The sequence below is a fragment of the Arthrobacter sp. TRD_SC_6 genome (genome assembly GCF_055361185.1).
The window spans coordinates 2753311-2777603 of record NZ_CM143953.1; the positions used below are offsets into that span (position 1 = coordinate 2753311).

19 protein-coding genes and 2 tRNA genes are annotated in these 24293 nt (G+C 62.6%); 7 read left to right on the top strand and 14 right to left on the bottom strand.

What is annotated here, in order from left to right; translation table 11 throughout:
- Positions 1-35 precede the first annotated feature (35 nt).
- The 5 genes from ACWA1U_RS13045 (at position 36) to ACWA1U_RS13065 (ending at position 6680) form a co-directional block, all read left to right on the top strand.
- Entirely contained in the window at positions 36-1103 is a 1068-nt protein-coding gene (locus ACWA1U_RS13045; protein WP_463722600.1) for a threonine aldolase family protein, read from the top strand.
- Between the two features lie 122 nt (positions 1104-1225).
- Complete coding sequence (locus ACWA1U_RS13050) at positions 1226-1855, top strand: DUF3000 domain-containing protein (protein ID WP_463725045.1); 630 nt, start codon at positions 1226-1228, stop codon at positions 1853-1855.
- 87 nt (positions 1856-1942) lie between these two features.
- A complete protein-coding gene (locus ACWA1U_RS13055; RefSeq protein ID WP_463722601.1) occupies positions 1943-3244 on the top strand; it encodes an HRDC domain-containing protein in 1302 nt (433 codons plus the stop codon).
- 83 nt (positions 3245-3327) lie between these two features.
- On the top strand, positions 3328-4575 hold the full coding sequence (locus tag ACWA1U_RS13060; RefSeq protein ID WP_463722602.1) for a thiolase family protein: 1248 nt from the start codon (positions 3328-3330) through the stop codon (positions 4573-4575).
- Positions 4572-6680 (top strand): 3-hydroxyacyl-CoA dehydrogenase NAD-binding domain-containing protein, encoded by a 2109-nt coding sequence (locus tag ACWA1U_RS13065; protein WP_463722603.1) that lies wholly within the window; start codon positions 4572-4574, stop codon positions 6678-6680. The genes ACWA1U_RS13060 and ACWA1U_RS13065 overlap by 4 nt, the downstream gene beginning before the upstream one ends.
- Before the next feature lie 38 nt (positions 6681-6718).
- On the opposite strand, the gene ACWA1U_RS13070 is transcribed toward ACWA1U_RS13065, so the two are convergent.
- The 6 genes from ACWA1U_RS13070 to ACWA1U_RS13095 form a co-directional block, all read right to left on the bottom strand.
- Positions 6719-7684, bottom strand: coding sequence for an aldo/keto reductase (locus ACWA1U_RS13070; RefSeq protein WP_463722604.1), 966 nt, complete (start codon positions 7682-7684; stop codon positions 6719-6721).
- Between the two features lie 61 nt (positions 7685-7745).
- The gene (ndk, locus tag ACWA1U_RS13075) at positions 7746-8162 is read right to left on the bottom strand and encodes a nucleoside-diphosphate kinase (protein ID WP_463722605.1); all 417 of its coding nucleotides are present in this window, start codon (positions 8160-8162) and stop codon (positions 7746-7748) included.
- Positions 8163-8242: 80 nt separating this feature from the next.
- On the bottom strand, positions 8243-8707 hold the full coding sequence (locus ACWA1U_RS13080) for a DUF4233 domain-containing protein (protein WP_463722606.1): 465 nt from the start codon (positions 8705-8707) through the stop codon (positions 8243-8245).
- Between the two features lie 8 nt (positions 8708-8715).
- Positions 8716-10104 carry a bifunctional folylpolyglutamate synthase/dihydrofolate synthase gene (locus tag ACWA1U_RS13085; RefSeq protein ID WP_463722607.1) on the bottom strand — a complete coding sequence of 463 codons (1389 nt, stop codon included), beginning with the start codon at positions 10102-10104 and terminating at the stop codon, positions 8716-8718.
- Positions 10101-13424 carry an isoleucine--tRNA ligase gene (gene ileS / locus ACWA1U_RS13090; RefSeq protein WP_463722608.1) on the bottom strand — a complete coding sequence of 1108 codons (3324 nt, stop codon included), beginning with the start codon at positions 13422-13424 and terminating at the stop codon, positions 10101-10103. The genes ACWA1U_RS13085 and ileS overlap by 4 nt, the downstream gene beginning before the upstream one ends.
- Before the next feature lie 296 nt (positions 13425-13720).
- Entirely contained in the window at positions 13721-14476 is a 756-nt protein-coding gene (locus tag ACWA1U_RS13095) for an SDR family oxidoreductase (RefSeq protein ID WP_463722609.1), read from the bottom strand.
- 63 nt (positions 14477-14539) lie between these two features.
- On the opposite strand from ACWA1U_RS13095, the gene valS reads away from it, so the two are divergent.
- Complete coding sequence (gene valS, locus ACWA1U_RS13100) at positions 14540-17176, top strand: valine--tRNA ligase (RefSeq protein WP_463722610.1); 2637 nt, start codon at positions 14540-14542, stop codon at positions 17174-17176.
- 100 nt (positions 17177-17276) lie between these two features.
- Here the strand turns inward: valS and ACWA1U_RS13105 are convergent, their stop codons facing one another.
- The 6 genes from ACWA1U_RS13105 to ACWA1U_RS13130 all read right to left on the bottom strand — a co-directional run bounded on the left by ACWA1U_RS13105 (position 17277) and on the right by ACWA1U_RS13130 (position 22585).
- A complete protein-coding gene (locus ACWA1U_RS13105) occupies positions 17277-17897 on the bottom strand; it encodes a mycothiol-dependent nitroreductase Rv2466c family protein (protein WP_463722611.1) in 621 nt (206 codons plus the stop codon).
- Between the two features lie 90 nt (positions 17898-17987).
- A complete protein-coding gene (clpX, locus tag ACWA1U_RS13110; protein ID WP_463722612.1) occupies positions 17988-19280 on the bottom strand; it encodes an ATP-dependent Clp protease ATP-binding subunit ClpX in 1293 nt (430 codons plus the stop codon).
- A 190-nt stretch (positions 19281-19470) separates the two neighbouring features.
- Positions 19471-20145, bottom strand: a complete 675-nt coding sequence (locus ACWA1U_RS13115) for an ATP-dependent Clp protease proteolytic subunit (RefSeq protein ID WP_459324193.1) — start codon at positions 20143-20145, stop codon at positions 19471-19473.
- Positions 20146-20178: 33 nt separating this feature from the next.
- The gene (locus ACWA1U_RS13120; RefSeq protein WP_463725046.1) at positions 20179-20775 is read right to left on the bottom strand and encodes an ATP-dependent Clp protease proteolytic subunit; all 597 of its coding nucleotides are present in this window, start codon (positions 20773-20775) and stop codon (positions 20179-20181) included.
- 289 nt (positions 20776-21064) lie between these two features.
- Positions 21065-22459, bottom strand: coding sequence for a trigger factor (gene tig / locus ACWA1U_RS13125; protein WP_463722613.1), 1395 nt, complete (start codon positions 22457-22459; stop codon positions 21065-21067).
- Between the two features lie 52 nt (positions 22460-22511).
- Positions 22512-22585: transfer RNA gene (locus tag ACWA1U_RS13130), tRNA-Pro, on the bottom strand.
- 109 nt (positions 22586-22694) lie between these two features.
- Here ACWA1U_RS13130 and ACWA1U_RS13135 point away from each other — a divergent pair.
- Positions 22695-22768: transfer RNA gene (locus ACWA1U_RS13135), tRNA-Gly, on the top strand.
- A 44-nt stretch (positions 22769-22812) separates the two neighbouring features.
- Here the strand turns inward: ACWA1U_RS13135 and ACWA1U_RS13140 are convergent.
- Together ACWA1U_RS13140 and ACWA1U_RS13145 are read right to left on the bottom strand one after the other, a co-directional pair.
- Entirely contained in the window at positions 22813-23727 is a 915-nt protein-coding gene (locus tag ACWA1U_RS13140) for an Fpg/Nei family DNA glycosylase (RefSeq protein WP_463722614.1), read from the bottom strand.
- Positions 23727-24200 carry a ribose-5-phosphate isomerase gene (locus ACWA1U_RS13145; protein WP_463722615.1) on the bottom strand — a complete coding sequence of 158 codons (474 nt, stop codon included), beginning with the start codon at positions 24198-24200 and terminating at the stop codon, positions 23727-23729. Before ACWA1U_RS13145 ends, ACWA1U_RS13140 begins: the two co-directional genes overlap by 1 nt.
- Positions 24201-24293: the final 93 nt, after the last annotated feature.

A 24293-nucleotide genomic window follows, 5' to 3' on the forward strand; every position in this document is an offset into this window, starting at 1 on the left:
CCCGTTGCCACCCACTGATACGAGATACTGGAAAAGTGACTGACACCCTCTCTGCCGCCGCCCGCCTGCATGACCCCAACGTGCGGGGTTTCGCGTCCGATAACTACTCCGGCGTTCATCCGGAAGTCCTCGCAGCGCTGGCCGCCGCCAACGACGGACACCAGGTGGCCTACGGCGAGGATGCCTACACCGCCCGCCTGCAGGAACTCATGCGGGAGCACTTCGGGGAGGGCACCGTTGCCTACCCGGTGTTCAATGGCACCGGCGCCAACGTCCTCAGCCTCCAGGCGCTCCTGCCGCGCTGGGGCGCAGTAATCTGCGCGAAGACCGCTCATATCAATGTGGATGAGAACGGCGCCCCGGAGAGGGTGGGCGGCATCAAGCTGTTGGCAGTACCCACTCCTGACGGCAAACTCACGCCGGAGCTGATTGACCTTGAGGCATGGGGATGGGGTGATGAACACCGTGCGCAGCCCCTCGCGGTATCGATCACTCAAACCACGGAGCTGGGCACCCTCTACACCCCGGAAGAGATCAGGGCGATCGCGGACCACGTGCATGCCCGCGGAATGCACCTCCACATGGACGGCGCGCGGATCGCCAACGCCGCTGCCGCACTTTCACTGCCCTTACGTGAGTTCACCCGCGACGCCGGTGTGGACATCCTGTCCTTCGGAGGTACGAAAAACGGCCTGATGTTCGGGGAATGCGTGGTTGTGCTGAATCCTGGGGCAGCGCCGGGGCTCGAATACCTCCGCAAGATGAACATGCAGCTGGCCTCGAAAATGCGCTTCGTGTCCGCCCAGTTGGTCGCGCTCCTCGAAAGCGGATTGTGGCTGCGCTCAGCATCGCACGCCAACGAAATGGCCGCACGGCTCACCGCTGCGGTCTCGGACATCGCAGGCGTCACGCTGACGCAACCGACCACGGCCAATGCCGTCTTCGCCATCCTCCCGCCCGGCTCCGCGGACCGCATCCGGGAACAGTTCCGCTTCTACGACTGGGACCAGTCGACCGGAGAAGTGCGCTGGATGTGCTCTTTCGACACAACACCGGAGGACGTCGACGCCTTCGCCGCGGCCATCCGACGGGAACTTGCGTGACATGGAATCAGACAACCTATTTTCGAAGGGTTGATCGCTGAGTCACCCGGCGCCCGGACTGTCGTCCGGCGTGGCACTCCCCACTCTGAAGCCATGGGGTTTAGCCTTCGAGGGTGAGCGCTATCGGAGACCTTTCCCAGGTACCCCCGGAATTCCTGGATGCCCTGGCAGGCCTGCGGCGTGCGAAGTGCCGTAATGAGCTTCGTCTCGATGAGATTCCGGCACCGTCCCGCCTGGCCCCCTACGCCGTCGCGCTCGGCGCTGAGGTGCTGCAGGATGCCCGCCCCGGCCCGCTCCCCGTTCACGGGCCAGCCCGCGCTGCGCTGCAGCAGGAAGACGGTGAAGAGCTGGCCACGGGTCGGTTCATCCTCCTCTATGATCCGGACGGTTCTGAGGTATGGGATGGAACGTTCCGGATCGTCACCTATATCCGCGCCCAGCTGGAACCGGACATGGGCAACGATTCCCTGCTCGGTTCGGTAGCGTGGACCTGGCTTGTGGAAGCACTTCAAACGCACGACGCCGGCTACCGGTCGGCCGGTGGCACGGCAACACGGATCCTGTCGGAGAGTTTTGGATCGCTGGCTGACCGCGTTGACACAATCGACATTGAATTGCGCGCCTCCTGGACGCCTGATTCCGACAGCGTGCAGAATCACCTGGAGGCCTGGGCGGACATGGTGTGCACATTCGCCGGCCTGCCACCACTTCCGGAAGGTGTCGCAGCCCTCCCCAACCGCCGTCGTAATTGAAGCTTTTTCCCTGCATTGCAACCAGCGGTTGCGTGCCGCACCGATGATCGCAGTCCGCCGCTCCCACCCGGATAGACTGGTTTCATCATGACCCAGCAGCAATCCGAGCCTGACACTGAGGCCCTCAGCGAGAGCGCAGCCCCTGCTGGTTCGCAGACTCCCCTCCCACTACTTGACGAACCGCGCGACGGCGTTCCTTACGTCATCGACACACCAGCCGGACTGGCGCGCGCAGCGAAGGCGCTGGAAGCGGGTTCCGGCCCTGCAGCGGTGGATGCAGAGAGGGCCTCGGGGTTCCGCTACGGTCAGCGCGCGTTCCTGGTCCAGATCAGGCGCGAGGGCTCAGGAACCTGGCTGATTGATCCTGAACCGTTTGAGGATCTGACCATCATTAACGAGGCACTGCAGGGAGTCGAGTGGATCCTGCACGCAGCGTCCCAGGACCTGCCGTGCCTCTCGGCCCTGGGGATGTGGCCAGACCGGTTATTCGACACGGAGCTGGCGGCCCGCCTGGCCGGACTCCCCCGCGTAGGCCTCGCCGCGGTGATCGAGAGCCTGCTCGGCTTCACCCTCGCGAAGGAACACTCTGCGGCGGACTGGTCCCAGCGGCCCCTTCCGGAACCGTGGCTGAGGTATGCGGCGCTCGACGTCGAGGTCCTCACGGAGTTGCGTGGCCGCCTCATCGAACTGCTGGAAGAAAGCGGCAAGCTTGCCTTCGCCGAGGAGGAGTTCGAGCACATACTGGGTACTCCGCTTTCCGCGCCGAAAACCGACCCCTGGCGGCGCACGTCCGGCGTTCACCAGATCCGCGACCGGCGCCAGCTGGCAGCCGTCCGGGAACTCTGGACTGAACGGGAAGCCCTTGCCGAAAAACGGGATGTAGCCCCGGGAAGGCTCATTCCGGACGGCGCGATTGTGGCGGCAGCCCGTGCCATGCCCCAGACGGTCCCCCAGCTGCTCGGGGTGAATGGGTTCCATGGCCGGGCGGCGCAGCGCGAAGCGCCCCGCTGGCTGCGCTGCATCGCTTCGGCCCGAACCTCCCGGGACCTTCCCGAACTCCAGCTTCCGACCAATGCCCCGCCTCCCCCGCGGGTATGGCAGGAGAAGGATCCCGCGGCCGCGGCGCGTCTCCAGACGGCAAAGCCGCGTGTGTTGGCCGTCGCTGAGCGTTTGAACATACCCATCGAGAATGTGCTGACCCCCGATTACCTCCGCCGGCTCGCCTGGCGCCCGCCCACAGTTGTGGATCTTGAGTCGGTCTCTTCAGCGTTGGCGGGCCTCGGCGCCCGTCAATGGCAGATAGACCAGGTGGCGGCCGTCATCACCGTTGCCTTCCTGGATCCGGACCCGCTTCAGCCCAAACGGTCCAAGCAGCCCAGCGAGGCCTGACTCCGACAAGAGCAGACTGTTGCAGGAGAATGTTACTCGTGAGTAACATAGGGCGAGATCCATCAACTCAATGAGGAGCGGTTGTGCCCACAGTAACCAGGACCACGCGGCGGCAAGTCAGGGATGTCGTGTTCGTGGACGGCGTCAGGACGCCCTTTGGCAAAGCCGGCGAGAAAGGAATTCACGCTGGCACCCGGGCCGATGACCTCGTGGTCAAATGCATCCGCGAGCTGCTCCGGCGCAATCCAACGCTTCCGCCCGGGCGCATTGACGACGTCGCAATCGCAGCGACCACCCAGACCGGAGACCAGGGCCTGACCATCGGTCGGACCGCCGCCCTTCTGGCAGGATTACCGCGCTCGGTGCCCGGTTTCGCGATCGACCGTATGTGCGCTGGGGCCATGACGGCCGTCACCACTACCGCCTCCGGAATCGCTTTCGGTGCTTACGACGTCGTCATCGCCGGCGGCGTCGAGCATATGGGAAACCATCCGATGGGCGCGGGCGCGGACCCGAACCCTCGGTTCATGGCCGAGAAGATCGTGGATCCTGCCGCGCTCAACATGGGGAACACCGCAGAGAATCTCCACGACCGCTTCCCCGCAATCACGAGGGACCGCACCGACTCCTACGCTGCCGCGAGCCAGGCCAAACTGGCCACCGCATACGCCAACAACCAGATCCAGGCGGATCTCGTTCCGGTCGCTGGCAGGAAGCCGGGCGCTGGTTGGACACTGCACACTGCTGATGAGCCTCCGCGTCCAGGCACCACGGTTGAGGATTTGGCCACGCTCCGCACCCCATTCAGGGCGCACGGACGGGTCACCGCAGGCAACGCGGCAGGGCTCAATGACGGCGCGACAGCCGCGCTGCTGGCATCCAGCGAGGCTGCGGCCGAACTGGGGCTGCCGGTAAAGATGCGCCTGGTCGCTTACGCTTTCGCCGGCGTCGAACCCGAGGTGATGGGGATCGGCCCCGTCCCGGCTACCGAAAAAGCACTGCGGCAAGCCGGACTCAGCATCGAGGACATCGGATTGTTCGAGATCAACGAGGCCTTTGCGGTCCAGGTTCTCTCGTTCCTCGACCATTTTGGAATTGCCGACGACGATCCCCGGGTCAACCGTTTCGGCGGCGCGATCGCCGTTGGGCATCCGCTGGCCTCATCGGGCGTGCGCCTCATGGCACAACTGGCCCGTCAGTTCGAAGAAGACCACACTGTCCGCTACGGAATCACAACCATGTGCGTGGGCCTCGGCATGGGCGGAACCGTCATCTGGGAAAATCCCCACCACGCGGACTATTTGGGCACCACCTCGGAGGATGCAGCATGAGTTTTGAACGCTTTGAACCCCTGGCCGCACTGGTACCGGAGGAGGTCGTCACCCACTCGCTCGTGCAGGATCTCGCGCTCCCAGGAGATGCGGGAATCCTCGCGCTCATCACTCTGGACAACGGACTGGACCACAACCGGCCCACCACCCTGGGACCACGCACGCTGATCGAGTTCGGGCAGACGCTGGAGGCTCTCCAGAAACGTGCACGCAGCGGCGAGATCAACGCCGTCGCGCTCACCGGCAAACCGTATTTTCTCGCCGCGGGTGCTGACCTCTCGACGGTGAAGTCCCTCAAGGCAGCAGAGCATGGCCGCCTGATGGCTGAACTAGGGCACGCCGCCTACGGCTTGCTGGATGACCTGGGCGTTCCCACCTTCGCCTTCATCAATGGCGTTGCCCTCGGCGGCGGGCTTGAGATCGCCCTCGCAGCGAACTACCGGACGGTTTCCACGGGAGCCAATGGCATCGGCCTGCCCGAGGCGTTCATCGGGCTCGTTCCAGGCTGGGGAGGCGTCTACCGGCTCCCCCGGCTGATCGGGCCAAAGGCCGCGCTCCAGGTGATGATAGAGAATCCCCTGAATAACAACCGGACCCTGGACGGGCGTAAAGCGCATACCTTAGGGATAGCCGATGCGTTGTTCGAACCGGCGGATTTCCTTGAGGAATCAATCCGGTGGGCAGCAGCAGTGCTCACCGACCCCTCGGCCGTGCGGGAGCGGCGTACGGCGCTATCCACGTACGACGACGGCGAGTGGGGGGCCGCGGCCAGCCAGGCGCGCGCTTTTGTGGAAGCCAAGACCGCCAACGCAGCGCCCGCGCCAGGGATGGTTCTCGACCTTTTCGAGGCTGGGCTGCACCGTTCCCAGGAGGAGTCCGCTGAAGCCGAATGCACGGCGCTGACAGAATTGATGCAGTCAGCGCAGTTCCATGCCACGGTGTATGCGTTCCTCGATCTCGTGCAGAAACGCGCAAAGCGTCCCGCAGGAGCCCCGGACCGCAAGCTGGCGCGGCCGGTGACCAAGGTGGGCGTGGTCGGCGCCGGGCTCATGGCGAGCCAGCTTGCACTGCTTTTCGCCCGTCAACTCGGCATACCGGTGGTACTGACGGACATTGACCAGGCCCGCGTCGACAAAGGTGTGCAGTGGGTTCATTCGGAGGTTGCGAAGCTTCAGGAGAAGAAGCGCCTTTCCGCAGACAAAGCGAACCGGATTAATGAGCTCGTTTCCGGGTCGGTGTCCAAAGCGGCGTTCGCCGACGCCGACTTCGTTATCGAGGCCGTCTTTGAGGAGCTCGAAGTCAAGCGCGCGGTCTTCGCCGAACTGGAAGGCATCGTTTCGGCCGAATGCATCCTCGCTACGAACACCTCTTCGCTCTCGGTGGCCGCCATGGCAGAGCACCTGCAGAACCCTGAACGCGTGGTGGGGTTCCACTTCTTCAACCCGGTAGCCGCCATGCCGCTCCTGGAGATCGTGAAGGCCCCGAAGACCGACGACGCCGTCCTTGCCACGGCATTCGCCGTAGCGAAGGAGCTCAGGAAGACCGCAGTCCTGGTGAAGGACGCTCCCGCGTTTGTGGTCAACCGGATTCTAGGCAGGATGTTCGGCGAGATCACTGCGGTCTTCGACGAGGGCACCGATGCCGCTACCGCTGACGGCGCACTCAGGCCCCTGGGGCTGCCGATGACCCCCTTCAAGCTGCTGGCGCTTGTCGGACTCCCCGTTGGCCAGCATGTCCAGGAATCGCTGCACCAGGCGTTCGGCGACCAATTCTACGTCTCACAGAACCAGCAGCGCCTCATCGATGCCGGCGTCAAAGGCCTTTGGCGAACCACCGACGCGGGCGACGAAGTCCCGGAGGCCACCCTGCGGCTCATGGAGTTCGGAACGGAACCGTCGAGTAGCGACGAAGTTTTGCGACGGGCCCAGGATGCGCTGGCGGACGAAATCGGCCGGCTCCTCGCGGAAGAGGTTGTCGCGGCACCGGAAGATGTTGACCTGTGCATGATTCTGGGTGCCGGCTGGCCAATGCACCTCGGGGGTATCACCCCCTACCTGGACCGCGTGGGCGCCTCGGAGCGGATGAACGGCCGCATGTTCCACTGAGCGCGGCCGTTCATCCGCGCGATGAGCGGGCGAGGAAATTACTTGGCGGCCGCAGGGAAAATCCTGTCGAGTTCCTCAAGGTCTGCTTCGCTGGGCTTCCAGGCCGCGGCTTCAGCATTCTGCTTGACCTGCTCGGGCTTGGTGGCCCCCGCAATAACGCTGGACACGGTGGGCCGGCTTGCCAGCCAGGAAAACGCGACCTGCAGTTCGGTGAGGGAACGCGCCCGCGCGTAGGCGCTGAAGTCCGCTAATTGATCCCAGTCTGCCGTGTCCAGCAGGTTGGTGCGGGAGTGGGTGAGGCGGCTTCCCGCCGGAGCCTGACCAGCTCCGTACTTCCCGGTCAGGAGCCCATTGGCCAAGGGAAAATAGGGCAGCAGCCCAAGGCCGTACGCTTCCGCGGCCGGTATGACTTCACGCTCGACGCTGCGCTCTAGCAGATTGTAATGATTCTGCGCGGAGATGAAACGGTTACGCCCCAGCTGCTGGGCCACGTACTCAGCCTCGGCCACCTGCCAGCCAGCGAAATTCGAGTGACCGATGTAGCGGACCTTGCCGCTCCGCACCAATTGGTCGAGAGCCGAGAGAGTCTCGTCTATTGGAGTGGCAGCGTCTGGTGCGTGGTACTGGTAGAGGTCTATCCATTCGGTGTCCAGGCGCCTGAGCGAAGCTTCAACGGCCTTGACGATGTACCGCCGGGAGCCTCTCGCTCCCCAGTCCGGCCCGTTGGCACCCTTGAGGTCAAGCCCGAACTTGGTCGCAACGATAGCGTCCTCGCGTTTGCGGCCTAGGGCTTTTCCAAGCAACTCTTCGCTCACACCGGGAGTTTTGCCGTAGGAATCCGCAACATCGAACAACGTGATTCCCGCTTCCAGCGCGGCGCCGATGACGGCGTTCGCTCCACGTTGGGTTTCTGATGGCGTTCCCGGCCGGCCCAGGTTGTTACACCCGAGACCGACCACCGAAACACTGAGTCCTGACGTGCCGAGCCTGCGATATTCAGTCATGCACCAACGTTACCAAGGGCAACAAGACGACGCCGGGCGATCAGCCACGACCCACCCAGGATCAGCTGAACCAGATACTGATTTCCTTCTCCGCGGATTCCGCCGAATCCGAACCGTGCACGAGGTTCTGCTGAACCTTCTGGCCCCAGTCGCGACCGAAGTCGCCGCGGATGGTGCCGGGTGCCGCCGTCGTCGGTTCTGTGGCTCCTGCGAGGGAACGGAACCCTTCAATGACGCGCTCGCCCTCGAACACAGCGGCAACAATGGGTCCGCTCAGCATGAATTCGACCAACGGCTCATAGAAGGGCTTGCCCACGTGCTCGGCATAGTGGGCTTCAAGCTTTTCGCGGGTGGCCGATACTAACGCCAAGTCGACCAGGCGGTAACCCTTGGCCTCCACGCGGGAGAGGATGGTTCCGCTCAATCCCCGCTCGACGCCGTCGGGCTTGACCAATACCAGGGTGCGCTCGGCACTCATAGGACTTCCTTTGCTGTTGCCATTCCGACCGGCTCACCCGGTCTTTTCCATCACTGACTCTACTAAAGGCTGGGCCATCTTCAGCGTGCAGGCTCAGGTCCTTCGCCCTGAACCTGCTCCGGATGAGCCAGTTCCCACTCCTTCTGCACCCGGTCCCGTTCAGCGTTCTCGCGGTCCAGCCGGCCTCCGGTGCGGATTGCATAAAGCCAGGTCAGGGCAAAGAGAAGGCCGACGACAAACATCATCGGCTCCACGATGCCCGTCAACACGATCACTCCCTGCAATCCCCAGCCAAGAGGGATGCCGTAGGGCTTGGTCAGGAGGGCGCAGGAAAAAATCAGCACGGTGCTCAAGCCAAGGCCCACCCCGAGCACGACGCCGACCGGGATGGTGTCACCACGCAGCCCAAAAACAACGAGGGTGGCGAAGAGCACCACGAAGGCCTCAAGCAAAAGAACGGTGGATGCGAACATCACCCTGATGGAGCGGCGCTTCTTCGGCATCCCCGGACGCCATTCCCGCTGCGCTTTGGTCTGACGAGCCATTGCCCCTCCTACCTGCCGAGCAAGGCGCGTGCCTCGCCCACCACGGTGATGGACCCGGTGATCAGAATCCCGCCCGCAAGATCGCCGTCTTCCTCAGCCTTCATGACTGCCCACTCGATGGCCTCATCCAGGCGATCGGCGAGGTGAATCCGTTCATCGGCGAACCCTGCCGCCAGTGCTTCCTTACGAAGCTCGGACGGCGGTATTGCCCGAGGTGAAGTGGACTGCGTCAGGCAGACGTCCTGCAGGATGCCGCCAAGTTCTTCGTGCAGTTCACTGAGAATGGCGCCTGCGTCCTTGTCCTTGAGGACCCCGATCACCAGCACGAGCCGGCTGAACTCGAACGCCTCTGAAATCGCCTTCGCGGAGGCTTTTGCACCTGCCGCATTGTGTGCAGCGTCGACGAGGATGCTGGGCGCGGTCCTCACCAGTTCCAGCCGCCCAGGGGACGTGACTGTTTCCAGGCCAGCGCGGACGACGTCGGCATCCAGTTCCTTGCTGCCTCCCCCCAGGAATGCCTCCACTGCCGCGATTGCTGTCGCCGCGTTCTGGGCCTGGTGCTCACCGTGCAGGGGCAGCAGCAGTTCCTCATAGCGCCCGGCGATGCCCGCTATTGTGACCAGCTGCCCTCCGACGGCGATCCTGCGCTGTTCGACGTCGAACTCGACGCCCTGGAAACGGAACTCCACTGCCGCTTCCCGCGCCCGGTCAAGCAGCACCTGGGCTGCCTCCTGAGGTTGCGCGGCACTGACCAGGAACCCGCCCGGCTTGATGATGCCAGCCTTCTCAAGCGCGATCTCCCCTGGTGTGTCGCCCAGCAGCTCGGTGTGGTCGAGGGAAATCGGGGTGACAACCGAGACCACGCCGTCGCCGACGTTGGTTGCGTCCGTGATCCCTCCGAGCCCAACCTCGATGACGGCAACGTCAACGGGCTCGTCCGCAAAGACGGCGAACGCGAGGACCGTCACACACTCGAAGTACGTCAGGCGCGGCTCACCGGCAGCATCCAGTTCGGAATCGACGATGTCCAGGTACGGCCGGATCTCGTCCCAAATCCGGACGAATGTCTCATCCGCCACCGGCTCACCATCGATACTGATGCGCTCGGTCACGCGGCTCAGGTGCGGGCTGGTGTAGCGACCCGTGCGCAGGTCGTGTGCCCTGAGAATTGCCTCGATCATTCTGGCGGTGGAGGTTTTGCCGTTCGTCCCTGTGATGTGAATGATCGGGAAGGCCTTGTTCGGCTCGCCCAGTATCTCCATGACCCTGAACAGCGGCGCCATCCGCGGCTCCATCTTGTTCTCCGGCGCACGGCTCAGCAGCTCAGCGTAGACGCTCTCGACAGAGAACTGGTCGATCTCCTGGCCAGGCCCAGGTTCGTTGAACGCATCACTCATGCCCGTGCCACCTCCACAAAAGCTCCCTCGGCCGCGTCCGTATTACTTTCCACAAGCTCCAGCTCCTCTGAAAGGGTCTCCTCGCAAACCAGCTCACGATGCGTCTGCAAAGCTGACAAGGTTTCGGCATTCGCCTTCACCGTGGTCACCACCCGGTCACTGATGTGGAAGTCCGCATCCCTTCGTGCCTGCTGGATTGACCGGATCATGTCGCGCGCGATTCCCTCTGCAGCCAGTTCCTCAGTCACCTCGGTGTTCAGCACCAGGAAACCACCGCCCGGCAGGACCGTGACAGCGGAGGCCGAACCGGCGTCGTCGTTCTTCACGACTGTCTCGAGCGTGTATTCACTGGGTTCCAGCGCCAGGCCACCCGCGGTGACCGTGCCGGCGTCGTCTACGGACCAGTCCCCCGACTTCGCTGCCTTGATCGCGGCCTGCACGTTCTTCCCGAGCCTGGGTCCGGCAGCACGGGCATTGACCACGAGCTTTTGCGTGATGCCGAATTCTTCCGGCGACGCATCGGCCGAATCGATCAGGCGAACCGACTTGATGTTGAGCTCCTCGGCGACAATCGCGCCGTAGTTGCCTTCGAGTTCGCTTGCCTTCGGCGCCACGACCGTGAGTTCCGCCAACGGCAGGCGGACCCGCAGGTTAGCTGCCTTCCGAAGGCTCGAACCGGTGGAACAGATCTGCCGGGTCCGGTCCATGCGCTCGACGAGTTCCGGGGCAGCCGAGAACGACGACGCCGCCGCCCAGTCGGTCAGGTGCACGGAGCGCCCGCCCGTGAGGCCGCGCCAGATCTCCTCGGTCACCAGCGGAAGCAGGGGGGCCGCTACACGGCACACCGCTTCGAGGCAGGTGTAGAGCACGTCGAAGGCATCAGTGTCTTCGTCGAAGAACCGCTGCCTTCCCCGGCGCACGTACCAGTTGGTCAGGGTGTCGAGGTACCGGCGGAGGGATTCGCAGGCGTCGCTGATGTTGAACGCATCCAGTGAGGCCGTCATGTCCTCCACCAGGTTGCCGGTGTAGGCGAGGATGTAGCGGTCGAGCGGTTCGGCCAGTGAGCCGGCTGCGTCCGCTGTGACCGTCTTTGCCTCGTACCCGGCACCGCCCGCGGCAGCGTTGGTGTACAGGCGGAAGAAATGCCACACGTTCCACAGCGGGAGGATTACTTGGCGCACTCCGTCGCGGATACCCTGCTCGGTGACCACCAGGTTGCCGCCGCGCAGGATGGGCGAAGCCATCAGGAACCACCGCATCGCGTCAGACCCGTCGCGGTCCAGCACCTCGGAAACATCCGGGTAGTTTTGGAGGCTCTTCGACATCTTCTGCCCGTCCGAGCCCAGCACGATTCCGTGACTGATGACGTTCTTGAACGTAGGCCGGTCGAAAAGCGCCGTGGCCAGGATGTGCAGCGTGTAGAACCAGCCGCGCGTCTGTCCGATGTACTCGACGATGAAGTCTGCCGGGTTATGGGACTCGAACCAATCCTGGTTCTGCATCGGGTAGTGAACCTGCGCGTAGGGCATGGAACCTGAGTCGAACCAGACGTCGAGTACGTCCGCTACCCGGCGCATGGTGGACTGGCCTTCCCCGGGCGGGCGCGGGTCGTCTGGGTTGGGGCGCGTCAGCTCGTCGATGAATGGACGGTGGAGGTCCACGTCGCCATCGTTGTTGCGCGGCAGCCGCCCGAAATCCGCTTCAATCTCCGCGAGCGATCCGTATACGTCCGTGCGCGGGTAGGTTGGATCGTCAGAGACCCAGACCGGGATGGGGCTACCCCAGTAGCGGTTGCGGCTGATGGACCAGTCGCGGGCGTTCTCCAGCCATTTGCCGAACTGCCCGTCCTTGACGTTGTCCGGGATCCAGTTGATCTGCTGGTTGAGTTCGACCATGCGGTCCTTGATCTTGGTGACCTCCACGAACCACGAGGACACCGCACGGTAGATCAGCGGATTACGGCAACGCCAGCAGTGCGGGTAACTGTGGACATAGCTCGCCTGGCGGACCAGCCGGCCGGCGTCCTTCAGGACACGGGTGATCCCCTTGTTCGCCTCGAACACCTGCTGCCCCACGATGTCCGCGAGCGGCGCGCTTCCGTTGACAGGCTCGCCGAAGAGCGGAAGGAAACGTGCGCCCTCATCCACCGAAAGGATGACCTGGATGCCAGCCTCCTCGCAGATTCTCTGGTCCTCTTCACCGTAGGCAGGTGACTGGTGGACAATTCCGGTGCCATCCGTCGTGGTGACGTAATCGGCAACGAGCACAGTGAAGGCATTGCTATAGCCCCCGCGCTCGGGATCCGTGAAGTAATCCCACAGTGGCTCGTATTTGAGCCCACCGAGCTCGTTTCCCCGGTGCGTGCCGACGACGGCGGCGCGGGCCTCTTCGGCGGACGCATAGCCGAGCTCCTTGGCGTAGCCGCCGAGCAGTTCCTCTGCGATGAGGAAGCGGCGTCCGTGCATGGCGCTGTCCGCTGCGGCGGGAACCACCGCGTAGTGGATGTCGGGTCCGACGGCGAGGGCTGCGTTGGTGGGCAGCGTCCACGGCGTGGTGGTCCAGGCCAGTGCCTCAACTCCAGCGAGATCCTGAGATACTGCGCTTCCGCCTGCGAGCAGGGGAAAAGTCACGGTCACTGTCTGGTCCTGGCGATCCTGATAGACGTCATCATCCATGCGCAGTTCGTGGTTGGAAAGCGGCGTCTCATCCTTCCAGCAGTACGGCAGGACGCGGTAACCGTTGTAGGTCAGGCCCTTCTGATGGAGGGTCTTGAACGCCCAGAGCACAGACTCCATGTAATCCACATTGAGTGTCTTGTAGTCGTTCTCGAAGTCAACCCACCGGGCCTGGCGGGTGACGTAGTCCTGCCACTCCCCCGCATACTTCATGACCGAGGCACGGCAGGCGTCGTTGAACTTGTCGATGCCCATTGCTTCGATCTGCTTTTTGTCGCTCATGCCGAGCTGCTTCATTGCCTCGAGTTCGGCAGGAAGTCCGTGGGTGTCCCACCCGAAGCGGCGCTCGACCCGGCGCCCGCGCTGGGACTGGTAGCGTCCCACCAGGTCTTTGGCGTAACCGGTAAGCAGGTGGCCGTAGTGCGGGAGTCCATTGGCGAAGGGCGGGCCGTCGTAGAACACGAACTCGTTGGAGCCGTCCTGGCCACCAGGCAGGTCAGAGCTGCGCTGGTCAATGGACGCCTGGAAAGTGCCATCCTCTTCCCAGTACTTGAGCACGCGCTCTTCGAGCACGGGGAACCGGGGGGAAGCGGAGCCCGATACGGCGGTATCTGCTGCGCTGGCCTTGGGGTAGATCTGCGACATGTTTTGGTCCTGAAGCTGGCGGTGGTTCGGCGGCAAGGGTGGATCCGGTTACTGCAAGGACGGATCCCCCTGAGCCAAAAGCCCAGGATGAAACCCGCGGTACCACCTCGCTTGCCCAAACCTCCCACTGTGGGATGCCTGAAGCCACTTCATAACTGCTGTGACGGGCTTACCCGTCCGGGTCTACTGACACACTGCCGCACGGGCAGGTGGGTTCTTCCGGAAGCTCACCGGTGATGGCCGGGTCAAAGCTGCTGCACTGATTCTAACGGCCGAAGGTTCATTCAGCTAACACGTCAGCTCCGGCGGATCACCTTGTGTGCGGCTGCCTGGGCAACCGGACGGACCACGATCTCATCCAGATTCACGTGGTGCGGCAACGAGACGGCGTAGGCGACCACGTCAGCGACGTCGTCCGCAGTGAGAGGTTTCTCGACGCCCGCGTAGACCTTCTCCGCAGCAGATTTGTCTCCCAGCCTGTTGAGGGCGAACTCCTCGGTGTGGACCAGACCGGGCAATACCTCCACCACACGGACGTTGTGTTCCACCTCTTCGAGCCGGAGCGCCCTGGTCATAGCACGCTGGGCGGCCTTCGCGGCGTTGTAACCGGCACCGCCCTCGTAGGAAGCGAGTGCCGCCGTCGAGGTGAGGTTGAGGACCGTTCCTTCCCCGTGACCGCGCAGCATCGGCAGGAATGCTCGGACCAGCTTCATGGTGCCAAGCACGTTGGCCTCGTACATCCACACCCAGTCCTCCGTTTTGGCCTCGGCAACCCATTCCGTACCCCGGGCTCCACCGGCGATGTTGATGAGTGTGTCGATCCCTCCAGCGGCGGCGACCTCGTCGACAAGCCGCGCGACGCCGTCGTCGTCGGTGATGTCGAGCGGGAACGGTACGGCACCTGTGTCCTCGGCCAGCCGCTCAAGGCGCTCAGCGCGGCGGGCCACAGCCCAGACCTTCCAGCCGTCCGCGGTCAACCGGTGGACCGTTGCTTCGCCGATTCCCGTGCTCGCGCCGGTCACAACCGCTGCCTTGCCCTGTGAAGAAGTCATGCCTTCAACGTAACCCAAACCCGGTGTCATCGGCGTGCGGCACCAGCGTGAAACAATTGAGCCATGGCACAAATCAACGAGGGTACAGACACGCCCACACCCGCCCCCATCAACGTTCCCGAGAAGCCCGCCCTTGAAGGGCTGGAAGCCAAGCTGAACCAGCGTTGGCGCGAAGAGGGAACGTACACCTTCAACCGTGAGACGTCCCGCGAGGACGTCTATTCGATCGACACCCCGCCTCCAACGGCGTCCGGTTCTCTCCACGTTGGGCACGTGTTCTCCTACACCCAGACCGACGTGATGGCGCGCTACCAGCGCATGAACGGCAAGAACGTCTTCTACCCAATGGGTTGGGATGACAACGGATTACCCACAGAGCGCCGTGTCCAGAACTATTACGGCGTACGCTGCGACCCGACCATGGCCTACGACGCCGGCTACCGCCCTCCTGCCGAGCCCGCAAAGAACCAGCGCGACTTCGACGTCGTCTCGCGGCGGAACTTCATCGAACTGTGCGAAGAACTTGCAGTCGAGGACGAGTTGGTTTTCGAGAACCTCTTCCTCTCACTCGGGCTCTCCGTGGACTGGAACCTGACTTACCGGACCATCGACTCGAACTCACGGGCCGTCTCACAGCGGGCATTCCTCGCAAATCTGAAGCAGTCCGATGCGTACCTTGCAGAAGCACCCACCCTGTGGGATGTCACCTTCCGAACCGCTGTTGCGCAGGCGGAACTCGAGGACCGCGAAGTCCCCGGCGCGTACTACCGGTATCCGTTCGAGGCTGCCGACGGCACCGCCATCCACATCGAAACCACCCGTCCCGAATTGCTCGCAGCGTGTGTGGCCCTCGTAGCGCACCCGGACGACGAGCGCTTCCAGCCCTTCTTCGGCCAGAAGGTCACCTCACCGCTGTTCGGCGTCGAGGTGGAAGTGAAGGCACACCCGCTCGCCAAGCCCGACAAGGGCGCAGGCATTGCCATGGTCTGCACCTTCGGCGACCTCACCGACGTCACGTGGTGGCGGGAACTGGAGCTTCCCACGCGCGCAATCGTGGGACGCGACGGACGCATCCTCGCCGACACCCCGGAGTGGATTACGACGGCGGCCGGCCGCGAGAATTACGCGCGCATCGCGGGCAAGACCGTCTTTTCGGCGAAGGAAGCCGTTGCGGAAATGCTCGTTGAAGCCAACCTCCTCGACGGTGAGCCGAAGAAGATCACCCATGCAGTGAACTTCTTCGAGAAGGGTGACAAACCGCTCGAGGTGGTAACCAGCCGCCAATGGTACATCCGCAACGGCGGACGTGACTCCGACCGACGTGAGCAACTGATTGCGCGTGGCAGGGAGATCGACTTTCACCCGTCGTTCATGCGCAGCCGCTTCGAGAACTGGATCGAAGGCCTCAACGGTGACTGGCTGATCTCGCGCCAGCGCTTCTTTGGCGTACCGTTCCCCGTCTGGTACTCACTGGATGACGCCGGCACACCGGACTATGACAATCCCGTTCTCCCAACGGATGACATGCTGCCGGTTGACCCTGCAGCGGAGCCGGCTCCAGGGTACAGCGAATCGCAGCGCAACCAGCCAGGCGGGTTCATGGGGGACCCCGATGTCCTGGATACCTGGGCAACTTCCTCGCTCACGCCGCAGATCATCGGTGGATGGTCCCGTGATGAAGACCTGTTTTCGAAGGTGTACCCGTTCGACCTCCGCCCGCAGGGTCACGACATCATCCGGACGTGGATGTTCTCCTCCGTAGTGCGCGCGGATTCGCTGCTGGACTCGGCTCCCTGGAAGCACGCGGCCATTTCCGGTTGGATCCTTGACCCTGACCGCAAGAAGATGTCCAAATCGAAGGGCAACGTTGTTGTGCCGACGGACGCGCTGGAGCAGTTCGGTTCCGACGCCGTCCGGTATTGGGCAGCGTCCGCAAAGCTCGGCGCGGACACGGCTTATGAGATCGCCCAGATGAAGATCGGCCGGCGCCTAGCCATCAAGCTGCTAAACGCATCGAAGTTCGTGCTGAACCTCGGAGCGACAGAGGCGGACATCGTTACTGCGGACGCGTCCGTGCTGACCAACCCGCTGGACCGTTCCCTGTTGGCATCGATGGATGCGGTGGTCGAGCAGGCAACATCCGCGTTCAGCAAGTACGACTACGCGCGGGCACTTCAGCTCACCGAATCGTTCTTCTGGTCCTTCACCGACGACTACGTCGAACTTGTCAAGGACCGCGCGTACGGCAGCGTCGGTGAGGTTGAGAAAGCCTCGGTTCTCGCGGCACTTGCAACCACGCTGGACGCACTGCTCCGCCTGTTTGCCCCGGTCCTTCCGTTCGCCACCGAAGAAGTATGGGGCTGGTGGCGGAGCGGTTCCGTGCACAAGGCGGCGTGGCCTGCGGCCGGCAGCCTGACTGCATCGGCGCTGGATGCGGATACCGGCATGTTGCAGACGGTCGGATCAGCCCTCAGCGGACTGCGCAAGGCCAAGTCGGAAGCGAAGGTCAAGCAGCGCACCGAGGTGCTGAGCGCCGTCATCGGCGGTTCCTCCGACCAGGTGAAGCGGCTCGACGCCGCACGTTCAGACCTGTGCGCGGCGGGGAACGTGACATCGCTCGAATTGCGTGTGGATGACGGGGAACTTACTGTCAGCGCAGTGGTGCTGGCCTCCCCCGAGGAATCCGCCAGCGGGCAGTAGCAGACGGCGTTCACCGAAGCTGTCGACCTCTTGGGGACCAGTGATGAAGGGCCTTCCAACCCGGTTGGAAGGCCCTTCATCACGCCGGGGACAATCAGCTTCAGTCGAAAGATGGACTCTCTGTCCGGGAGCGCTTGAGCTCGAAGAATTCGGGGAAATCGGCAAGCATGAGGGCGCCGTCAAAGATGCGCCCGGCTTCCTCCCCACGGGGAATACGTGTCAGGACCGGGCCGAAAAACGCGGTTCCGTTGAACGCAACCACTGGTGTTCCGACGTCGTCCCCCACCTTGTCGATGCCTTCCTGATGAGAGGCGCGCAGGGCGTCGTCGTACTCGTCGCTGGTCGCGTAATCCGCAAGCGTCACGGGTAGTCCCACCTCAACCAGTGACTCCCGGATGATGGCCGGGTAGTCCTTGTTGCCGTCGTGGTGAATGCGGGTTCCCATGGCGTCGTAGAGCTTCTTGATCTGCTCTTTGCCGTGGAGCGCCGAGGCGGCAATAATCACGCGTACCGGAGCCCAGGCCTGCAACATGGTCTCCTTGTACTCCTCCGGAAGGTCGCGACCCTCGTTGAGGACGGAGAGGCTCATGACGTGCCAGTTGACCGAAACATTGCGCACCTGTTCCACTTCCCCCATCCAGCGGGAGGTTATCCACGCGAACGGGCACACAGGATCGAACCAGAAATCAGCAGTTTGGTCAGTCTCGACGGCAACGGTCATTGAAGGGCTCCTTCTTCACGGATGTGCGCGCGGCCTTTTGGCCGTTGGCTATCCCAACCGATTGCAGGGTCCCGGTATTCCGACCCGCGCTTACGCTGACTTGTTGCGACGCTTTGCGACAACGTCGTGGGAGATGAGCGTGGGTTCAGCCGTCTTGTCGACAACGCCGGGAGTGATGACGACTGTTGCGACATCCTCGCGGCTGGGGAGATCGAACATGACTGGCAGGAGGACTTCCTCCATGATGGCGCGCAACCCACGCGCACCGGTTCCACGCTCAAGTGCCTGGTCGGCGATGGCCTCGAGTGCCTGCAGCTCAAACGTAAGCTCCACGCCGTCGAGGGCAAACATCTTCTGGTACTGCTTGATCAGCGCGTTCTTGGGCTCAGTGAGGATCTGCATGAGCGCCGGCTGGTCCAGGTGGGTAACAGTGGTGATCACCGGCAGACGACCGATGAATTCTGGAATCAGGCCGAACTTCAGCAGGTCCTCCGGCATGACGTCCCCGTAGCTCACCTCTTCATTTTTGAGGGAGCTCAAGGGTGCCCCGAATCCGATGCCCTTGCGGCCTGCCCTGGATCCGATGATCTCCTCGAGCCCGGCGAAAGCTCCGGCAACAATGAAGAGGACGTTCGTCGTGTCGATCTGGATGAATTCCTGGTGCGGATGTTTCCGGCCACCCTGCGGTGGAACGGAGGCTACCGTGCCTTCCAGGATCTTCAGGAGCGCCTGCTGCACGCCCTCGCCGGATACGTCACGCGTGATTGAGGGGTTCTCGCTCTTCCGCGAGATCTTGTCGATCTCGTCGATGTAAATGATCCCCTGCTCTGCCTTCTTGACGTCATAGTCTGCGGCCTGGATGAGCTTGAGGAGGATGTTTTCGACGTCCTCACCGACGTAACCTGCTTCGGTCAGGGCAGTTGCGTCCGCTACAGCGAACGGAACATTGAGCCGACGGGCCAGGGTCTGCGCGAGGTAGGTCTTGCCGCAACCAGTCGGGCCGATCAGCAGGATGTTTGACTTCGCGATTTCGACGTCCTCCGCGGGGGAAGCGTCAGCGAGGTTGGCGGATGCGCGGGGAGTGTGCCCGGACTGGATCCGCTTGTAGTGGTTGTAGACGGCTACGGCCAGCGATCGCTTCGCAGGCTCCTGCCCAATGACGTATTCCTGCAAGAAGTCGAAAATCTCGCGGGGCTTAGGGAGTTCAAAGGTTCCGAGCTCGGCAACCTCCGACAGCTCTTCCTCGATGATCTCGTTGCAGAGTTCGATGCATTCGTCGCAAATATAGACGCCCGGCCCAGCTATGAGCTTCCTGACCTGCTTCTGGCTTTTGCCACAGAAAGAGCACTTGAGTAGATCCGTGCTCTCACCAATGCGAGCCATGTGTCAGTCCCCTAACGTGGTACTAAGTGTTCCGCCGACGTCTACGGCCGCTGCAAACAGCTGCGGTGATGGGGCGGTTTCCATGCGTCGGCTAGCTTCCACTCTAGGCCACTTGATGCTCCGAATCAGCAACCGCGGCACCCGTGGTGCCAGTCTTTTGACTCAGGACCACGGGTGCCGCAGCGCCGCGTTACGGTTTGTTGATCTTTGGTGGCGTGATCTTCCGCGAGGTAAGCACCTCATCGACAAGCCCGTACGCCTTGGCGTCGGCTGCAGTGAGGATCTTGTCGCGTTCGATGTCTGCGTTCACCTGTTCGGATGACTTCCCGCTGTGCAACGCGAGGGTGTCCTCGAGCCAGGTCCGCATGCGCATGACTTCGTTGGCCTGGATCTCCAGGTCCGACGCCTGGCCACCCTGGCCACCACCCAGTGCAGGCTGGTGAATAAGAACACGAGCATTAGGGAGCGCCAACCGCTTGCCCGGGGCGCCCGCTGCGAGGAGGACCGCAGCTGCGCTTGCGGCCTGGCCCAGGCATACCGTCTGGATCTCCGGGCGGATGAACTGCATGGTGTCGTAGATAGCAGTCATAGCGGTGAAGGATCCACCGGGTGAATTGATGTACAGGGTGATGTCGCGTTCTGGATCCGTGGATTCCAGAACCAGTAGCTGCGCCATAACATCATCAGCGGAAGCGTCATCTACCTGCACGCCGAGGAAGATGATGCGGTCCTCAAACAGCTTGGTGTAGGGATCCTGGCGCTTGAACCCGTAAGGCGTGCGCTCTTCGAATTGGGGAAGTACGTAACGGCTGGTGGGGAGCTGTCCCGCGCTGCCGCCTGCTTCTGTGTGGAAACTGTGGTTCATGGTTTCTCCTGTCAGGTTCTAAGGTGGTGCGCGTCAGTCGCGGCTGGTTCCGCCGCCGCCGGAGACCGAGCCGGCGTGCGCGGAGATGTGGTCGAAGAATCCGTACTCCAGCGCTTCCTGAGCGGTGAACCACTTGTCCCGGTCGTTGTCCTTCAAGATTGTCTCCACGCTCTGCCCGGTCTGCTCAGCGGTCAATTCAGCCATAACCTTCTTCATATGCAGAATGAGTTCGGCCTGGATGCGGATATCGGAAGCAGTGCCGCCGATTCCACCCGAGGGCTGGTGCATGAGGATACGCGCATGCGGAGTTGCGTACCGCTTGCCCTTTGTTCCGGAGGACAGCAGGAACTGGCCCATGGACGCGGCAAGCCCGGTTGCAACGGTTACGACATCGTTGGGGATGAACTGCATGGTGTCGTAGATCGCCATGCCTGCGGTGACGGAACCGCCGGGAGAGTTGATGTACAGGAAGATGTCCTTTTCGGAATCCTCTGCCGACAGCAGGAGCAGTTGGGAACATATTGCGTTCGCGTTTTCATCACGCACTTCTGACCCGAGCCAGATGATGCGCTCCTTCAGAAGCCGGTTGTAGATGTAGTCATCACGGCCGGCGGGATCAACGGTCGCCATGGTCGGTGTGGTTGGTTCGGTTGCCATTGCTGATTGACCTCTCACTCAGGTTTGTCTCTCACTGGACACTAACCTGTTTGGTCTCCGGATTGCTCCCGCTCCGAGAACTGTTCGCTGACGGCGCACCAGCGCAAAGGACCCTCTGCGGCCGGGTAAACCCGGGTGCTTCACCGCCCGCGCCGCTGGGCCAATCCGCTGCGTCGAACGAGTGGGTTAAACAGCAGCGCCGCCAGCTTGATCGCTGGCGGCGCTGCAGATAGTTCAGTGCGTGTTGGTCAGTCGCTGAGGACTAGGACTTCGCTTCGTCAGGGGCTTCAACCGGTGCTTCTGCAGTTTCTTCCGCTGGAACATCGGTGGCTGCATCTTCCGAAGCGGCCTCGTCAGCTTCACCTGCAGGGCGGACGAAGTCGGTCAGGTCAACAGTGTCACCGTTGCTGTCGGTCACCACGGCAAGCTCGAGCACCTTTGCCAGGGCCTTACGACGGCGTACCTCGCCAACGATCATCGGCACCTGCCCGCTCTGGTCAAGCATCTGGGCGAACTGGTTGGGATCCATTCCGTACTGGCTTGCGGAGCTGACGATGTAGTCAATCAACTCGTTCTGGCTGACACCGATTTCTTCCTTCTCGGCAACCGAGTCGAGGACAATCTCGTTGCGGAAAGCCTGCTCGGTGTTCTTCCGGACTTCTTCGCGGTGCTCATCGGTGTCGTGATCCTCACCGGCGGAGTGGCTGTTCTCCGAGTTGAAGTGCTGCTCAAGCTGCTCTTCAACCACTGAATCCGGAACCGGCACCTCTACCAGCTCCAGCAGCTTCTCAAGAACCTTGTCGCGCGCCTCGACGCCCTGTTCCACCAGCTTGTCATCGGCGGACCGCTTGGCGAGGTCTGCGCGAAGCTCCTCGATGGTGTCAAATTCGCTGGCGAGCTGCGCGAAGTCATCATCCGCAACCGGCAGCTCGCGCTCCTTGACGGCCTTGACAACAACGCTCACCTGGGCAGCCTTGCCGGCGTGCTCTCCACCTGCGAGCTCAGTCTCAAATGTTGCAGACTCATCAGCACTGAGCCCGGTCACAGCTTCGTCCATGCCCTTGAGCATGGTTCCGGAACCGATCTCGTAGGAGATATCAGCAGCAGAGTCGATCTCTTCGTCGTCGATCTTCGCTGTGAGGTCAATGGTGAGGAAGTCGCCGGAGGCCGCGGGACGGTCGACGTCCTTCAAGGTACCGAAGCGTCCACGCAACTCATCGAGGGCCTTCGTCACATCTTCGTCGGATGCCTCAGTGGCTTCGACTGTGACCTCAAGTCCGGAGTAGTCCGGAAGCTCGATCTCAGGGCGGATGTCCAGTTCAACGGTGAAGAGGAGCTGCCCTCCCTGATCTGTTGGATCAGGAACCTCGGTGATTTCGACCTCGGGACGGCTCAGGGGACGAATCTTGGTTTCCTGAACGGCACTTTGGTAAAACCCGTTCAATCCGTCATTGATAGCTGTTTCGATGACGTAGCCGCGACCGACCCGCTGGTCGATGAGCTGGTTGGGAACCTTGCCCTTGCGGAATCCGGGAACCTGCACCTGGGTGGCAATGGTCTTGTAGGCGGCTTCGATGTTCGGCTTCAGTTCCTCGAAAGGAACCTCCACGTTGAGCTTCACTCGCGTGGGAGTGAGGTTTTCGACAGCGCTCTTCACAGCCAAGTACTCCTGAATAAATAGGGATTGGTTCCGTACCGGGTATACAGAGTCGGGGTGACAGGAGTTGAACCTGCGACTTCCTGCTCCCAAAGCAGGCGCTCTACCAAGCTGAGCTACACCCCGTGAGTGCAGAGGCAAGTCTACGAAAGAAAGTGCCTCGTTGCACATTTGGAATTTTACCCGGGCCTATGGTGTAGTTATATGCGTTCCGGCGCGGTGCTGCACCGGCTGTGGGGATGTAGCTTAATGGTAAAGCCTCAGTCTTCCAAACTGATTACGCGGGTTCGATTCCCGTCATCCCCTCCACTGACAATTTCTCCAAACTCCTTGTAGCAGCCTTTTGCCTGGCTTCAGGCAGCCTGACAACCGGGACACCAATACAACTTGCGGGCACCGAGCTCAGTCATCCCGACCTGGGAGCCGCAGATCCTGCATTCGAGGCCAGTCCGCTTATAGACGTAGTGAGCGTCCTCTGAAACCACCAAAGAACTGTCCTGGACCGCCGTCGAGCGGTGCTCGGGGGCAGTCGTAACAATTCTCCCGATTCGCACTCCGTCCCTCATGAGAGTGCGGAGGTCTGACCAGAGCGTGCGTGCCTCGTCGGCCTCAAGGGAAGTACCCGGTTGCCATGGATTGATCCCTGCGCGAAACAGGACCTCGGCCCGATACACATTGCCCACCCCGGCGAGGATGGCCTGATTCATAAGAGAGAGCCCTACCCCGGTGCGGGTTCCCCGCACCCGCCTGACGAATTCCTCACCATCGGTGGCGCCGGTTCCCTCTGCCAGCGGATCAGGGCCGAGCTTGCCCGCAACCGCCGCCTGCTCGGCACGCGTGATGACTTCACAAGCTGTGGGGCCACGGAGGTCCGCCCAGCCGTGCCCGCTCACCATCCGGACGCGGACCGCACCAACGGGTGCTGGCGGCCCGGCGTAAGACGGCCCGGCAGCAGGCGGGCCGTCATCGTGCGTTTCCTCCTCGCCCACCCGGCGCGGGGCACCGATGCTGGAAGCCCCACGGAACGTGCTGTCCCCACCGAAGCTCCACGCCCCATACAGCCCGAGGTGCACCCGAAGCACCAGGTCGTTGTCGAACTCCAGGAAGAGTTGTTTGCCGTGGGCACGCGCTTTGGCGAGGATCGCGCCGTCAATACGCTCTGCTCCCGTCTGGAAGCGGCCCTGCGGACTGGAGACGCCCAGCCGCTCCCCGACGAAAACCGAGGTGAACTGACGGGCCAACCGGTGGATCGAGTGACCTTCAGGCACTACGCGATTACTTCGCCGCTGGCCTCATAGGCGGCAATCTTGCCGATGCGCCGCACGTGGCGCTCCGCGCCGCTGAACGGCTCGGCGAGGAATGCTTCCACTATTTCGGTTGCTTCCTCGAGTGTGTGCTGACGCCCGCCAAGCGCGACGACGTTGGCATCGTTATGCTCACGGGCAAGTTTCGCGGTGGACAGGTTCCAGGCCAGGGCTGCACGCACCCCGAGCACTTTGTTTGCCGCGATCTGCTCGCCGTTACCGGAGCCCCCGAGGACAATACCGAGCGAATCCAGGCCCTTCAGCTGATCTTCCACGACAGCCAGTGCGGCATGAATACAGAACGCCGGGTAGTCATCTTCGGCGTCGTACTCAGTGGGTCCATGGTCAACCAGCTCGTATCCGCGCTCCGTAAGGTGCGCGACGAGGTGGGCACTCAGTTCCATGCCAGCGTGATCGGTTGCGATGTGAACGCGCATAAAGGATGTCCGTTTCGTCAATTGGTGCATTGCCTCGATCAAGGGTACTTCGTGAGGTGGCCCCGTCCGTGGCTCAAATGGTGAAGCTAAGCC